We start from the raw sequence: 14192 nt of genomic DNA, 5'->3' as shown, positions 1-14192 counted from the left end.
CTGCAGACCGCCTGAAAGGGCGGTTGGACGACCCCGGAGGAGATCGTGAATAGGTTCTTACATACGGCTTGATGCAAATTTGGTCTTGTTCCGCGCCTCGCTGCATTTGCATGAATCGGCATAAGGCGCCGGTAGCGCCGGAAGGATTGGTCTGTCTTCCGTGCTGCAAACGAACTTTAATCTTTACGAAAACATTGAAAAATGCCGCTACTTGAAAGGAATAATTTCTAAAAAAGAAATAATTAAGGGATTGACGCGTTTGACTCGCGTTCTGGTGCGCCGGCGATGAAAGAAGGAGGAAATCCCGCGAGCGGAGTGGAAGGGAGAGAGAAAGACCAGCAAGGCGAGAGAAATCATCGCCGCCATCTCTTGGCGAGATGCAATCCCGTTACATGGGAAAAAACATCTTCCCGTCTTGGGACCATGCGGCGCAAACCCGTATGGCATCTGGCGTTTGGGAGTATGCGTAAGATGATTAGGTTATATGTATAAGCGAAAATTTATTTTCCCCTTATAACCTCGTCGCCTTAAAATAGCGGCTTCTTATAAAAATATCGATGGCAGTGGAGACTTGTGGTTTTGTCCCCGCCTGCGGCGCCCTCCGGCGCCCATGGCGGCGGGTCGGAAGCACGGGCCCACTGCCATTTCTATTCCCATCATGATCGAAATCCAAGCTGTTACCCAGCGCTTCGGCAGTGTCGAAGCGGTGCGCAATGTCGATCTGTCGATCCGCAAGGGCGAAGTCTTCGGCATCATCGGCCGCAGCGGCGCCGGCAAAAGCACCCTGGTGCGCACCCTGAACCTGCTTAACCGCCCCACTTCCGGCCGTATCCTGCTGGATGGCCAGGACCTGACCGCCCTCTCTGCGGATCAATTGCGCGAAGCGCGCCGCGGCATCGGCATGATCTTCCAGCACTTCAACCTGCTCTCTTCGCGCACGGTGTACGACAACATCGCGCTGCCGCTGGAGCTGGCCGGCAAGTCCAGGGCCGAGATCGCAAAAAAGGTCGAGCCGCTGCTGGAACTGGTCGGCCTGTCCGCATTGAAGGACCGCTATCCGGCACAAATCTCCGGCGGCCAGAAACAGCGCGTGGGCATCGCCCGCGCCCTGGCCAACGATCCCAAGGTACTGCTGTCCGACGAAGCCACGTCGGCGCTGGACCCGGAAACCACCCGTTCGATCCTGGAGCTGCTACGCAAGATCAACAAGGAACTGGGCCTGACCATCGTGCTGATCACCCACCAGATGGAAGTAATCAAGGTCATCTGCGACCGCGTGGCGGTGATGGAAACCGGCCAGGTGATCGAACAGGGCGAAGTGCTGGACGTGTTCCGCCAGCCCAGGCATGAAGTCACGCGCGCCCTGATCGGCGACGTGATCGCCCATGAGCTGCCCAAGGGCGTGGTGGAGCGCCTGCGCGCGCGCCTGGCCAATGCCGAAGCGGGCGCAGGCACCGACCACCTGTTCCGCTTCGCCTTCACCGGCTCGGGCGTGGACCAGCCGCACCTGTCTGAAGCGGTGCGCCGCTACAGCCTGGACTTCAACATCCTGCACGGCCAGATCGACGAGATCCAGGGCCAGGCCTTCGGCTCGCTGGCGATCCTCGCCAACGGCACCCAGGAAAACATCAACAATGCAATGGAATACCTGCGCTCGCGGGGCGTCGTCGTGGAGGAGCTGAACCATGTCATCTGAATTGATTGATCTGTTTATCAGCTCCTTCGGTGAAACCCTGATGATGGTCGGCATCTCGGGCGTGCTGGGTTCGGTGCTGGGCGTGCCGCTGGGCATCGCGCTGCACCTGACCGACCGCAACGGCATCCTGCCCAACGTGGCCTTCAACCGCATCGCCGGCCTGCTGGTCAACGCGGTGCGCTCGACGCCCTTCATCATCCTGCTGGTGGCGGTGATCCCCTTCACGCGCTTTTTCGTCGGCACCTCGATCGGCACCGCCGCCGCCATCGTGCCGCTGACGATTGCCGCCGCGCCCTTCATCGCGCGCCTGGTCGAGTCGGCCCTGCGCGAAGTCGACCGCGGCCTGGTGGAAGCGGCCCAGGCCATGGGCGCGACCACCGGGCAAATCATTTACAAGGTATTGGTGCCCGAGGCATTTGCTGGTATCGTCGCCGGTCTTACGATCACCTTCGTCAGCCTGGTCGGCTATTCGGCCATGGCCGGCGCGATCGGCGGCGGCGGCCTGGGCGACCTGGGCATCCGCTACGGCTACCAGCGCTTCCTGCCGGAAGTGATGGTGGCCGTGGTGCTGATCCTGATCGTTTTCGTGCAGTTGGTGCAATCCCTGGGAGACCTGCTGGTGCGCAAGTTGAGTCACCGCTAAAAGCGGAAACCACAGCGCGCAGCATTGAAATCAAACCGCAGCTACCCGCTGCGACTATTACAAAAGCTTGAAAGGAAAGTCATGAACCGTCGTCAGTTGATTCAATTCGTCGCAGGCCTGGGTGTCGCTGCCAGCCTGATCTCCGCGCCCGTGCTGGCGCAGGACAAGCCGATCAAGATCGGTGTGACCGCCGGCCCGCACGCCGAGATCATGGAACAGGTCAAGAAGCTGGCCGAGAAGGATGGCCTGAAGCTGCAGATTATCGAATTCACCGATTACATCCAGCCCAATGCGGCGCTGGCCGGCGGCGACCTGGATGCCAACTCCTACCAGCACCAGCCCTACCTGGACGCACAGATCAAGGACCGCGGCTACAAGTTCGTGAGCGTGGGCACCACCATCACCTTCCCGATGGGCGTGTACTCCAAGAAGATCAAGTCGCTGGATGAACTCAAGCAAGGCGCCCGCGTCGGCGTGCCCAACGACCCGACCAACGGCGGCCGCGCGCTGCTGGTGCTGCAAGCCAAGGGCGTGATCAAGCTCAAGGCCGACGCCGGCCTGAAGGCAACCCCGCTGGACATCATCGACAACCCGAAGAAGGTCAAGATCATCGAACTGGATGCCGCCCAACTGCCGCGTTCGCTGGATGACTTCGACGCCGCCGTGATCAACGGCAACTTCGCTGAATCCGCCGGCCTGTCGCCGACCAAGGACGCCATCGCCGTGGAAGCATCGACCGGCCCCTACGCCAACGTGCTGGCCATCCGCACCGCAGACAAGGACAAGCCTTGGGTCGCCAAGCTGGTCAAGGCTTACCACAGCCCGGAAGTGAAGAAGTTCGTGCTGGAAAAGTACAAGGGTTCCGTGATCACCTCGTGGTAATCGCGTGAAGCGTCCGGCACTGCCGGATGCCTCCCCACAAAAAAAGCCACCTCGCGGTGGCTTTTTTCATTGGACGACGGCCTGCTCTAGTCGCGGCTCCCGCGAGGATCCGGCGCGTTGCGCCAGTCGTATTCTTCCTCTTCATCCTCGTCGTCTTCCGACAGCGCATCGGGATTGTCGGTGGGCTGGTAGCTGGCCAGCAGCTCGGCGCGCGACTCCGGCGTTTCCAGCGAGATGCGGCCGAGCGCGCCGCTGCGGTAGTCCTGCAGGAAGGTATGCGCGGCCTTTTCGAAATCGTAGTCGCCGCCCTTGAGGCGGAAACCACGCTTGGCCGCCACTCCCTCGACCACCGCCACGCCGTCCATGCCCTCGGTCTGGAAGCCGTAGCGCGCCTTGAGCAATTGCGGATAACGCTGCAGCAGCAGGTCGGCCAGGAAGGTCGCAACCTCTTCCTCGATCAGCGCATTGCTGCCCACTGCATGGCTGGCGGCCAGCATCAGGCCATCGCTGGGGTGTTCGATCTTGGGCCACAACATGCCGGGGGTATCGATCAGCACCATGTTGTTGCCGAGGTAGAGGCGCTGCTGGGTCTTGGTCACGGCCGGCTCGTCGCCCACTGCGGCCACGCGCTTTTTCAGCAGCGCGTTCATCAGCGTGGACTTGCCGACGTTGGGGATGCCCATGATCATCATGCGCAGCGGCTTCAACACGGTGCCGCGGTGCGGCGCCACCTGCAGCGCCAGCTTGGGCACACGCACCACGTCGGAGGGCTTCTTGCAGGACAGCGCCACCGCGGTGACACCCTTCTGGCGGTTGTAATGGTTGATCCAGGCCTGGGTCGCCACCGGGTCGGCCATGTCGGTCTTGTTGAGGATCTTCAGGCAAGGACGCTGGCGGGCATTGCGCAGCTGCTCGATCATCGGGTTGCAGCTGGCCTGGGGCAAGCGGGCATCGACCACTTCAATGACCAGGTCGACTTTCTCCATTGCCTCGGCCGCCTTCTTGCGGGCGGCGTTCATGTGGCCAGGGAACCATTGGATGGACATGCGGATTCTTCTTTCTTGCACTTTTATTCGGATAGGCCGCTATTTTACGGCTTACGCAGGCGCCGCCCCAAAAAAAGAACCCGCCGCGCAACAGATGCGGGCGGGTTTCTCTGCAAACGCAGTATTCAGGCGCCGCGTGCGGCCAATTCCTTTTTGGCAACGCCGACAAAACGCCATACCAGCCACAGCGCCAGCGCATAGGCTGCCGCCATCATGCCGAAGGCCAGCGGATTGCGCACATCCCATCCCTCGAAGGTATGCAGCACCGCCCCCATCACCGCCACACCGACCAGCGCGCCGATCTGGCGGTTGGCGTTGAGCGCGGCGGCGGCGCTGTTGGCGTGCGCGCGGCCGGCCACTTGCATCACCACTGCAGTCATGGCGGGAATGGCGGTGCTCACGCCCAGGTTGGCGGCGGCGCAGACCAGCGCCAGCAGCCAGTACGGCGTGGCCGGCGTCAACCCCATGGCCAGCGCGGTGAAGACGGTGCCCACCGAGAGCCCCAGCAGCAGCGGCACGCGCGGCCCCCAGTGCGCCGACATGCGGCCGGAACTGAGGTTGCCGATGAAGATCACCGCCATCATCGGCACCAGTTGCAAACCCGTCTGCAACGCATCGGCGCCACGGCCCTGTTGCAGGAACAGCGCCAAGTAGAACAGGTTGCCGTAGACGCTGAAGTTGATCAGGAAGCCGATGCCGTTGGCGGCGGCGAACTGCGGTGTGGCGAACAGGGCCTTGGGCAGCAGTGGAGCGATACCCCGGCGTTCATGCCGCACCAGCGCGACGGCCGCCAACAGCGTGACCACCATGCCGGCGATGATGCGCGCCGATCCCCAGCCGTACACCGGCCCCTGGATCAGCACAAAGGACACGCCGGCCAGCATCACCACGCCCACCACATGGCTGTAGAGGTTCAGCGCGCGCACATGCCGCGCCGCCTGCGGGATCAGCGAACGCGCCATCAGCAGGCCGATAATACCCACCGGAACGTTGATCAGGAACACGCTGCGCCAGCCCAGCCAGTGGATCAGCACCCCGCCCAACAGCGGGCCGACCGCGGCCGACAGGCCCACGGTGGCCGACCACACGCCCAGCATGCGGGCGCGTACCCGGTCATCCTCGTAGACGTGGGTCAACAGGCTCAGCGAACTGGGCATGAAGAACGCGGCCCCCAAACCCTGCAGCAGGCGCGCCGCCACCAGGAACGGGCCGCTGGGCGCAGCGCCGCACAGCAGCGACGCCACCACGAACAGGAACAGGCCGGTCAGGTAAAGCCGCTTGGCGCCGAAACGGTCGGCCAGCGCGCCGCCCACCATCAGCATGGCGGCAAAGGTGAGCGTGTAGCCGTCGACGATCCACACCAGCGTGGACAACGGCGCGGCCAGGCTATCCGAGATATTGGACAGGCCGACGTTGACCACGGTCACATCCAGCATGGCCATGATGAAGCCGATGGCCAGCGCCACCAGCGGCAGCAAGCCGGCGCGGGGTGCCGGAACGGCGGGAACAACGGGAGCGGCGGCGACGGCGGGATTGGAACATTGCACGGATGACATCGGATTCTTTCTGCGATAGCGCGACATGCGCGCGATCAACGGATTGTAGGCTTCCGTCTTGATGCAATAAATAGGTATAAGATCGGCACTGTGATGCAAATTTGCATGATCAGAGGAATGGAAGGGCAACATGACGGCAGCGATGGATTGGGACAATGCGCGGGTGTTCCTGGCGCTCTACCGCAAGGGCACCTTGCGCGCGGCAGCCGAGCAGCTTGAGATCGACCAGGCCACGGTAGGCCGGCGCCTGGCGGCGATGGAAAAATCGCTGTCGGCGCGGCTGTTCCTGCGCACTCCCTCGGGCTATGTTCCCACGCCTGCCGGCGAACTGGCGGCCGGCGCGGCCGAGCGCATGGAGCAAGGGGCCGAGCAGCTGTTGCGCCAGATGCAAGGCATCGACGAGCGCTTGTGCGGCGTGGTGCGCCTGGCCGCCACCGACAGCGCCGCACGCCACTTCCTGATACCCGCCCTGCACAAGCTGCGTGAGGCGCATCCGAATATCCGCGTGGTGCTTTCCACTTCGACCCAGGTCACCAACCTGACCAAACGCGAAGCCGACATCGCAGTACGCACCGTCCGCCCCGACAGTCCCGACCTGATCGCCCGCCACCTCAAGCGCCTGCACACCGGCATCTATGCCTCCAAGGCCTATGTCAAAAAGCGCGGCCTGCCGGAACCCGGCACCGCACTCAAGGGGCATGACGTGGTGGCCTACCAGCGCGCGCTGGCGCCGCACATGGTCGACCAGGTCTGCGGCGAATCCAGTGCCAATGCCAACGTTGCGATCGAAGTGAGCAACGGCCTGATGCTGGCCGAATGCGTACTGGCCGGGATGGGATTGGGCGAATTGCCCGAGCATATGGGTGACGCCACGCCCGGGCTGGTGCGCATCTGGCCCGAGCGCAACGCGCCGTACGACATGTGGCTGGTGCTGCACAGCGACCTCAACCGCACCGCGCGGGTACGGGCGGTGGCCGATGCGATCATCGCGGCTTACGAGACCTCTTGAATCGCCGCTACGGCAGCTACCGCATCGTCCACGCTCAAATCCATGATGGCGGAAGGGGGCAAGCCGGCAACGTCGGCCCGCTTCAAGATGTCCTGCACGGAATTCTTCAGCCGCGCCAACAGGAGGATTTTTCCCCCGGCATGGACAAACCCGGCGAAATCGCGCAGGGCTTCCAGGCTGGAACTGTCCAGGTCGGGTGATTCCTCCAGGCTCAGGATGATGGCGCGTACCGGTTGTGCCGCATCGTTGATGTGCCGGCGCGCCTGGCCGAGTATTTTTTCGGCATTCGCAAAGAACAAGGGCTCTTCCGGGCGCAGGATCAGGATGCCCGCGACAGGGCGCGCTTCGGGATGCAGGTCGATGCGCACAAAATCGTGCCCCTGGCCGAGCTGCCCAAGAATGGACAGCCGCGAATCGGCAAGCCGCCGCAGCAGCATCAGGATGCTAATGCCGATCGCGGCCATCAACCCGTCCAGCACGCCCAGCAGCAAGACGCCAAGCACCGCGGCGACCACGACGAGCCGGTCGCGGCGCCATTGAAAGTAAGGGCGCAAGGTAGCGGGCTTGAGCGTATGGCTCACCGCATGGATGACGATCGCGGCCAAGACCGGTTCGGGCGTCAATGCGACCCAGGACAGCAATGCCATGACAACGATGAAGACCGCTATCGCGGCAATCGCGCCCGCCCAGCGCGACGTTGCGCCGGCAGCTTCATTGGCCGACGTGGCGGAATAACCCGCGCCGACGGGAATGCCCTGCAGCAGGCCCGAGAAAACATTGGCCGCCCCCAGCGCCAGCAAATCGCGATTGGGTTCCACGGTATCGCCGTGCTTCATCGCAAAACTGCGTATCGAACCATACGATTCGGCATACAGGATCATCACCATCGCTACCGCCAGTTCGGCAAGCTGTATCCAGTCGGCGCGGGCCAATTGCGGCCATGTGAGCGCTGGCCGTTGCAGGATGATGGGGCCGACCAGGCCGACGCCATAGTGGGACAGGTCCAGCCAGCGACTGGCCGCGATCCCGAGCGCGATGACGATCATCGCTCCCGGCACGCTCTTTAGCCGGGCCAACAAAAACAGCAATGCCAATGCAATTGCCCCGACGGCCACGGCAACCGGATTCCACGCGCCGACATGGCCAAACAACTCGGCAACGAGCGGCATCAGTTCGCCATGCTGGGGATGTACGCCGAAGACCTTTGGCAATTGCTTGACGATGATGACGATCGCCAGGCCGAAGGTAAAGCCGCGCATGACCGGCTTGGCGATGAAGTCCGTGATATTGCCCATGCGCGCCATGCCGGCTACCAGGAAAAACACGCCGGTGAGCAGGACCAATCCCGCCGCGAGCACCACGCGGTGCGCCGGATCGCCGATGGCCATGGTCGCGGTCGCCGCCGCCAATACCGCAGCCGAGGAAGAGGTGGCCGACACGATGGCGAAGCGGCTGGAGCCCAGCAGAGCGTAACAGGCTAGCCCGGCCAGCAAGGCGATGATGCCCATGTGCGGCGGCAGGTTGGCAATGCTCGAATAAGCGACCGCCTCCGGCAGCAGCAGGCCGGCCAGCGACAGGCCCGCGAGGAGATCGCCGGCGCGGTTCCCGCCTGCGGTGCCGGTGGAGGCGGCGGATATGCGCATTTATTCTAGCTCCGCCAGCACCTTCAGGTGAGCCACCACGCTGCGCCCCAGCGCCGACAGGTTGTAGCCGCCTTCCAGGCAACTGACGATGCGCCCCCGGGCATGCTGTTTGGCGACCTGCATGATCTGCCGCGTCATCCACGCATAGTCGGCCTCCACCAGCCCCATCTGGCCCATGTCATCCTCGCGGTGGGCGTCGAAGCCGGCCGAGATGAAGATCATCTGCGGACGATGCGCGTGCAGCGCCGGCAGCCATTTTTCGATCACCAGCTGGCGCACCGCATTGCCATCGGTATAGGCCGGCACCGGCACATTCACGATATGCGGCTCGGCAGGACCGCCTCCCGAGAACGGGTAGAAAGGATGCTGGAAGAAGCTCACCATCAGCACCCGCGGATCGTGGGCGAAGGCGTCTTCAGTGCCGTTGCCGTGGTGCACGTCGAAATCCACCACCGCCACCCGCTCCAGCCCATGGACGTCCAGCGCATGGCGCGCGGCGATGGCCACGTTATTGAACAGGCAAAAACCCATGGACTGGTCGGGCGTGGCATGGTGGCCCGGCGGGCGCACCGAGCAGAAGGCGTTGTCCAGTTCGCCGGCCAGCACCGCGTCGGTCGCGGCCACCGCCGCGCCGGCCGCGCGCAATGCCGCCTGCCAGCTATGGCGGTTGAGCAGCGTGTCGCCGTCGAGGGAGTAATACGGCTCGCCCGACAGCGCCAGCGCATGGCTGTGCTCGCGGATGCGGTCGACGGCGGCGGGGCTGTGGATGCGTTCGACTTCGGCCGGGTCGGCCAATGGCGCGTCGCGGCGGTCGAGGAACTGGTCGATGCGGCTGGAGATCAACTGGTCTTCGATGGCCTGCAGGCGGGCCGGCGTCTCGGGGTGCCAGTCGCCCATTTCATGGCGCTGGCAATCGGCGTGCGTATAAAAGGCGGTAGTCATTGTTGCTCTTGTATCCGGCAGGCAAGCCCGGGATGGCGGTTGGCCTGAACATGTCTCGTGCGGCTAGTGTACATCCAGCCGGGCGGTAACGGCATGCAGGCCCCTGCACCGGCATGGGGCGCACGCGCGATGCGGTATACTTCAAGGCTTGTTTCGCCCCTCCTTCCAGACTGCCGCCTCATGCCGATCACATCGCTTCGCCGCTTGCCCGTCCTGACCTCCGCCCTGCTGTTCTCCGCCTTGTGCGCCTTGCCGCCGGCCTTGCATGCCCAGTCCACGACGCAGCCCGCCAAACCCCAGGCCCAGGCCCAGAACAAGGGCAAGCCGGCCAAAGACAAGAAGCACGACAAGAAAGGCGACCACAAGACGGTCAAGAAGGCCCCGGTGAAAAAAAAGGCGGCGCCGGAAGAACAGGGCGAGTTCGTCAATTTCAATGAATGGAAGGACGTCAAGCGCTTCATCGACGAAATGGTCGAGCGCAATGGCTTCGATCGTGCCGAACTCAACAAGCTGCTGGCGCAGACGCGCTACCTCGACACCGCCATCCAGCTGATCAAGCCGGCGCCCAGCAACAAACCCAAGAACTGGGCCGCCTACCGCGCGCGCTTCATCGACCCGGTGCGCATCAACGCCGGCGTCGAGTTCTGGAACACCTATGGCGTCGCCCTGGCGCGCGCCGAAGCGCAATACGGCGTGCCGATGGAAATCATCGTCGGCATCATCGGCGTGGAAACCGTCTACGGCCGCAATACCGGCAACTTCCGCGTGATGGATGCGATCACCACGCTCGCCTTCGACTATCCGAACACCCCCAACCGCGATGCCCGCATGGCCTTCTTCCGTGGCGAGCTGGAAAACACCCTGCTGCTGGCGCGCGACGCCCACATCGACCCGCTCTCGCTGCGCGGTTCCTACGCCGGCGCCATCGGCTGGGCCCAGTTCATGCCGGGCAGCATCCGCGAATACGCGGTCGATTTCGACGGCGACGGCAAGATCGACCTGCGCAATTCGCCGGTGGACGCCATCGGCAGCGTGGCGCACTACCTCTCCGTGCATGGCTGGCAACGCGGCGAGCCGGTGGCTTTCCCGGCCACGGTTTCATCCGACAACCGCCAGTGGGAAGGCCTGTTGAACCAGGGCCTGGAAGCCAAATACACCGAGGAGCAGTTGCAAGCCGCCGGCGTGACCGTGAGCGCACCCACGCTGCCGGCCGGCATGCGCTTCGGCCTGGTCGACCTGCAAAACGGCACCGGCCCGACCGAGTACTGGCTGGCGACCAATAACTTCTTCGCCATCACGCATTACAATCGCAGCTACTTCTACGCGATGTCGGTGGCTGAACTGGGCCGCGCCGTCGCCGCCGCACGTAACCGCTGATCCGGATTCAGATTCGATAACAAACGGCGCCAGGCAACGTACCCGGTGCTTTACCACTTCAGTAAACAGTAAAGATGAAACGTATTGCTCCTTTGGCCTCGACGCTGATGCTGACGCTGGCCGGTACTTCCCTTGGCCTTTCCAACGCGGCCCGCGCCGCCGATGGCCGCGATGAATCCGGCGACAGCCTGCCTACGGTGAACGTCACCGCCAGCGGCGCCGGCAAATCGGAAACGCGCGCCCGCTCGGCCGCCGTCGCCGGCTTCGACGACGCACCGCTGCTCGACACCCCGGCCTCGGTATCGGTCGTCACCGCAGAGCAAATGCGCGACCAGCAGTCGCGCCTGCTCTCCGACGTAATCAAGAACGACGCCTCCATCGGCGAAAACTATGCGCCGGTGGGTTATTACGAAAACTTCAGCGTGCGCGGATTTACGCTCGATCCGGCCAGCGCCTATCGCATCGATGGCCTGACCGCGGCCGGCGAGCAGACCATTGCACTGGAGAACAAGGAGCGCGTGGAATTCCTGAAGGGCGTGGCCGGCTTGCAGGCCGGCGTGGTCGCGGCCGGCGGGCTGGTGAACTATGTCACCAAGCGCCCGGCCGACGTGCGCTCGGTGGTGCTGGGCACCGACTCCAACGGTTCGCGCTACCTCGCCACCGACCTCGGCGCCCTGTTCGGCGAGCAGAAGCAGTTCGGCCTGCGCATCAACGCCGCGCATGAAGACATCCATTCGTATGTCAACAACGCCGACGGCTGGCGCGACTTCGCCTCGCTGGCGGCCTCCTGGGCCATCAGTTCAAAGACGCTGCTGCAGTTCAATGCCGAATACCAGCAGAAGTCGCAGCGCTCGGTGGCCGGCTACCAGTTGCTGGGCGGTACCACGATCCCGTCCGGCGTGTCGCCCTCGACCATGCTCACGCCGCAATCCTGGGCGCAGCCGGTGCGCGACACCTCGCTGAACTACAACCTGCGCCTGGACACCGAATTCAACAGCGACTGGCGCGGCTATATCACCGCCGGTCGCAGCCGTGCGGTGATCGACGATTACCTGGCCTTTCCCTATGGCAGCGGTGGCGGCGCCTCGCCGTATTTCGCCGCCAACGGCGACTTCGATGTCTATGACTACCGCAGCCCGGACGACGACCGTCGCAACGACGAAGTGCAGGCAGCCGCAATTGGCAAGTTTGCCACCGGCTTCGTGCGCCACGAGTTGACCGTGGGGGCGGCCATGTCGCGCCGCGTGGTGGACAAGTCCGACGGCATCAGCAGTTTGGTCGGCAGCGGCAACATCTACACCGGTACCCCGGCACTGCCGCCTTCCAGCGATATCCCCGGCCCTTCCTACCGCAACCTGGACAGCCGCCAAAAAGCCTTGTTCTTCAGCGACCGCCTGCAGTTCTCCGAACGCTGGCAAGCCGTCGCCGGCGGCCGCCAGGTGTGGCTCAGCGAAGATGCGTTCAACAGCGACGGCAGCGTTTCCCGCCATACCGGCCGCAACATCTTCCTGCCGCAACTGGCGCTGATCTTCAAGCCGATGCAAGCGATGTCGATCTACGGCAGCTATGCCGAGACGCTGTCGCTGGGTACCTCAGCGCCGTTCTGGGTCAGCAACTACCCGACCACGCTGCCGCCCTCTGTGGCGCGCCAATTGGAAGCCGGCGTCAAATATGACGTCACGCCCGACCTGAACCTGACCGCTGCGCTGTTCCGCATCCGCAAGGCCTACGAATACCAGCAGCCCGACAGTAGCCCCTTCGGCTTCACCTACGTCCAGCAAGGCCAGCAAACCAATACCGGCATCGAACTCGGCGCCAACGGCAAGCTCACGCCGCGCCTGCAGGTCGGCGCCAGCATGGCCGTCACCCGTGCGCGCGCCAGCGATACCGGCACCGCCGCCTACGATGGCCAGCAGGTGGTCAACGTGCCGCGCCTGCGCAGCGCGGTCTACGCCGACTATGCGGTGCCCGGCGCGGATGGCCTGAATGTGATGGGCAGCTGGCTCTACAGCGGCAGCAAGCCGGCCACCCGCGACGGCAGCGTAAGCCTGCCGGCAGTACACGTGTTCAACGCCGGCCTGCGCTACAAGCTGCGTTTGGCCGGGCATGAGACGACGCTGCGCCTGAACGTCGACAACCTGTTCGACAAGCGCTACTGGAAGGACGCCGGCCAATACCTGGGCGACAGCTACCTGCACCTGGGTGCGCCGCGCACCGCGCGCCTGTCGCTGCAATACGATTTCTGAGCATCATGGACGCGGCTTCCCACCACCTCACGCGCGTCATCAGCCACGGCATGAATGCCGAGACGGTGATTTCCGACTGGCCCGCGCTGACCTCGGCCGAGGTGGCGCGCGTGCTGCAACGGTATCCGCAGGCCGGCAAGCCGCAGCGCCTGGAATGGCACAGTCCGCGTCCGTTTTCGGCAGCCTGCGTGATGCACACCGATGCCGGCGAGATCTTTATCAAGCGCCATCACGTGCGGGTGCGCGACGTCGCCGCGCTGGCCGAGGAGCACCGCTTCGTGGCGCACCTGCACGCCAACGGCCTGCCGGTCAGCACCGCACTGCAGACCGAGGACGGCGCCAGCGCGCTGGCCGATGAGCATTGGACGTATGAAGTGTTTTGGCTGGCGCCGGGCGTGGACCTGTACCGCGACGCCATGTCATGGACGCCATTCTCCAGCCGTACGCACGCATATTCGGCCGGCGCCATGCTGGCGCGGCTGCACCAGGCTTCGCAGGGCTACGATGCACCGGCGCGTGCCGCGCGGCCGCTGATTTCCAGCTTCACGATTTTCTCGCAGGAAGATCCGGTGCGCCCGCTGCAAGCCTACATCGAGCAGCGCCCGGCGATCGCCGATTACCTGCACGACCGCCCCTGGCGCGGTGAAGTGGCGCAACACCTGCTGCCCTTCCACGCCCGCCTGAAACCCTACCTGGATGAGATGGCGCCGCTGTGGACGCACAACGACTGGCACGCCTCCAACCTGCTGTGGAGCGACAACAGCGCACTGGCGCAGGCGCACACGGTGCTGGACTTCGGCCTGTCGGACCGCACCTGCGCGCTGCACGATGTGGCCACCGCGATCGAGCGCAACATCGTCGAATGGCTGGCGATACCGCACCGGCCGGACCAGTTGATCCACCTCGACCTGCTCGATGCGCTATTGGACGGCTATGCCTCGCGTCTGCCGCTGACGGCGCGCCAGACACGTGCGCTGGCGGCGCTATTGCCGCTGGTGCATGCCGAGTTCGCGCTGGCCGAGCTGGATTACTTCCATGGCGTCACGCAGTCGCAACAGAACGCCGCGCTGGCTTACGATACTTATCTGCTGGGTCATGCCGCGTGGTTCAACACGCCGGAAGGGCAACGGCTGCTGGACCACCTGGAGCGGC

11 protein-coding genes are annotated in these 14192 nt (G+C 64.2%); 7 read left to right on the top strand and 4 right to left on the bottom strand.

What is annotated here, in order from left to right; genetic code table 11:
- Positions 1 to 658 precede the first annotated feature (658 nt).
- The 3 genes from AKL28_RS21715 to AKL28_RS21705 all read left to right on the top strand — a co-directional run bounded on the left by AKL28_RS21715 (position 659) and on the right by AKL28_RS21705 (position 3221).
- Positions 659 to 1696 (top strand): methionine ABC transporter ATP-binding protein, encoded by a 1038-nt coding sequence (locus tag AKL28_RS21715; RefSeq protein WP_050470402.1) that lies wholly within the window; start codon positions 659 to 661, stop codon positions 1694 to 1696.
- Positions 1686 to 2339, top strand: a complete 654-nt coding sequence (locus tag AKL28_RS21710; RefSeq protein WP_050470401.1) for a methionine ABC transporter permease — start codon at positions 1686 to 1688, stop codon at positions 2337 to 2339. Before AKL28_RS21715 ends, AKL28_RS21710 begins: the two co-directional genes overlap by 11 nt.
- Before the next feature lie 81 nt (positions 2340 to 2420).
- Complete coding sequence (locus AKL28_RS21705) at positions 2421 to 3221, top strand: MetQ/NlpA family ABC transporter substrate-binding protein (protein ID WP_050470400.1); 801 nt, start codon at positions 2421 to 2423, stop codon at positions 3219 to 3221.
- An 86-nt stretch (positions 3222 to 3307) separates the two neighbouring features.
- On the opposite strand, the gene ylqF is transcribed toward AKL28_RS21705, so the two are convergent.
- Both ylqF and AKL28_RS21695 read right to left on the bottom strand, forming a co-directional pair.
- On the bottom strand, positions 3308 to 4267 hold the full coding sequence (gene ylqF, locus AKL28_RS21700; protein ID WP_082221614.1) for a ribosome biogenesis GTPase YlqF: 960 nt from the start codon (positions 4265 to 4267) through the stop codon (positions 3308 to 3310).
- Positions 4268 to 4392: 125 nt separating this feature from the next.
- Positions 4393 to 5823 carry an MFS transporter gene (locus tag AKL28_RS21695; RefSeq protein ID WP_082221615.1) on the bottom strand — a complete coding sequence of 477 codons (1431 nt, stop codon included), beginning with the start codon at positions 5821 to 5823 and terminating at the stop codon, positions 4393 to 4395.
- 142 nt (positions 5824 to 5965) lie between these two features.
- Here AKL28_RS21695 and AKL28_RS21690 point away from each other — a divergent pair, with 142 nt between their 5' ends.
- Positions 5966 to 6832 carry a LysR family transcriptional regulator gene (locus tag AKL28_RS21690; RefSeq protein WP_050470403.1) on the top strand — a complete coding sequence of 289 codons (867 nt, stop codon included), beginning with the start codon at positions 5966 to 5968 and terminating at the stop codon, positions 6830 to 6832.
- Here the strand turns inward: AKL28_RS21690 and AKL28_RS21685 are convergent.
- Together AKL28_RS21685 and AKL28_RS21680 are read right to left on the bottom strand one after the other, a co-directional pair.
- Positions 6817 to 8475, bottom strand: coding sequence for a SulP family inorganic anion transporter (locus AKL28_RS21685; RefSeq protein WP_050470398.1), 1659 nt, complete (start codon positions 8473 to 8475; stop codon positions 6817 to 6819). The two genes, AKL28_RS21690 and AKL28_RS21685, sit on opposite strands and share 16 nt — an antisense overlap.
- Positions 8476 to 9417 carry a histone deacetylase family protein gene (locus AKL28_RS21680; protein ID WP_050470397.1) on the bottom strand — a complete coding sequence of 314 codons (942 nt, stop codon included), beginning with the start codon at positions 9415 to 9417 and terminating at the stop codon, positions 8476 to 8478. It abuts the gene before it with no gap.
- Between the two features lie 180 nt (positions 9418 to 9597).
- On the opposite strand from AKL28_RS21680, the gene mltB reads away from it, so the two are divergent.
- The 3 genes from mltB to AKL28_RS21665 form a co-directional block, all read left to right on the top strand.
- A complete protein-coding gene (mltB, locus tag AKL28_RS21675) occupies positions 9598 to 10794 on the top strand; it encodes a lytic murein transglycosylase B (RefSeq protein WP_050470396.1) in 1197 nt (398 codons plus the stop codon).
- A gap of 74 nt (positions 10795 to 10868) precedes the next feature.
- The gene (locus tag AKL28_RS21670; RefSeq protein ID WP_050470395.1) at positions 10869 to 13040 is read left to right on the top strand and encodes a TonB-dependent siderophore receptor; all 2172 of its coding nucleotides are present in this window, start codon (positions 10869 to 10871) and stop codon (positions 13038 to 13040) included.
- A 5-nt stretch (positions 13041 to 13045) separates the two neighbouring features.
- Positions 13046 to 14192 (top strand): phosphotransferase enzyme family protein (locus tag AKL28_RS21665; protein WP_050470394.1); only part of this gene is annotated, 1147 nt, incomplete at its 3' end.

The sequence above is a fragment of the Herbaspirillum chlorophenolicum genome, assembly GCF_001189955.1.
GTDB lineage: Bacteria > Pseudomonadota > Gammaproteobacteria > Burkholderiales > Burkholderiaceae_D > Herbaspirillum > Herbaspirillum chlorophenolicum.
The sequence above is the reverse complement of the archived record's forward strand: the minus strand, read 5'-3'. Positions and strand labels throughout refer to the sequence as shown.

What these genes read in the sequence shown, in the direction of transcription:
- mltB (WP_050470396.1), top strand. Translation starts at nt 9,598, where the DNA reads ATGCCGATCACATCGCTTCGCCGCTTGCCCGTCCTGACCTCCGCCCTG.
- AKL28_RS21680 (WP_050470397.1), bottom strand. Translation starts at nt 9,417, where the DNA reads ATGACTACCGCCTTTTATACGCACGCCGATTGCCAGCGCCATGAAATG.
- AKL28_RS21670 (WP_050470395.1), top strand. Translation starts at nt 10,869, where the DNA reads ATGAAACGTATTGCTCCTTTGGCCTCGACGCTGATGCTGACGCTGGCC.
- AKL28_RS21690 (WP_050470403.1), top strand. Translation starts at nt 5,966, where the DNA reads ATGGATTGGGACAATGCGCGGGTGTTCCTGGCGCTCTACCGCAAGGGC.
- AKL28_RS21715 (WP_050470402.1), top strand. Translation starts at nt 659, where the DNA reads ATGATCGAAATCCAAGCTGTTACCCAGCGCTTCGGCAGTGTCGAAGCG.
- AKL28_RS21705 (WP_050470400.1), top strand. Translation starts at nt 2,421, where the DNA reads ATGAACCGTCGTCAGTTGATTCAATTCGTCGCAGGCCTGGGTGTCGCT.
- AKL28_RS21710 (WP_050470401.1), top strand. Translation starts at nt 1,686, where the DNA reads ATGTCATCTGAATTGATTGATCTGTTTATCAGCTCCTTCGGTGAAACC.
- AKL28_RS21685 (WP_050470398.1), bottom strand. Translation starts at nt 8,475, where the DNA reads ATGCGCATATCCGCCGCCTCCACCGGCACCGCAGGCGGGAACCGCGCC.
- AKL28_RS21695 (WP_082221615.1), bottom strand. Translation starts at nt 5,823, where the DNA reads ATGTCATCCGTGCAATGTTCCAATCCCGCCGTCGCCGCCGCTCCCGTT.
- ylqF (WP_082221614.1), bottom strand. Translation starts at nt 4,267, where the DNA reads ATGTCCATCCAATGGTTCCCTGGCCACATGAACGCCGCCCGCAAGAAG.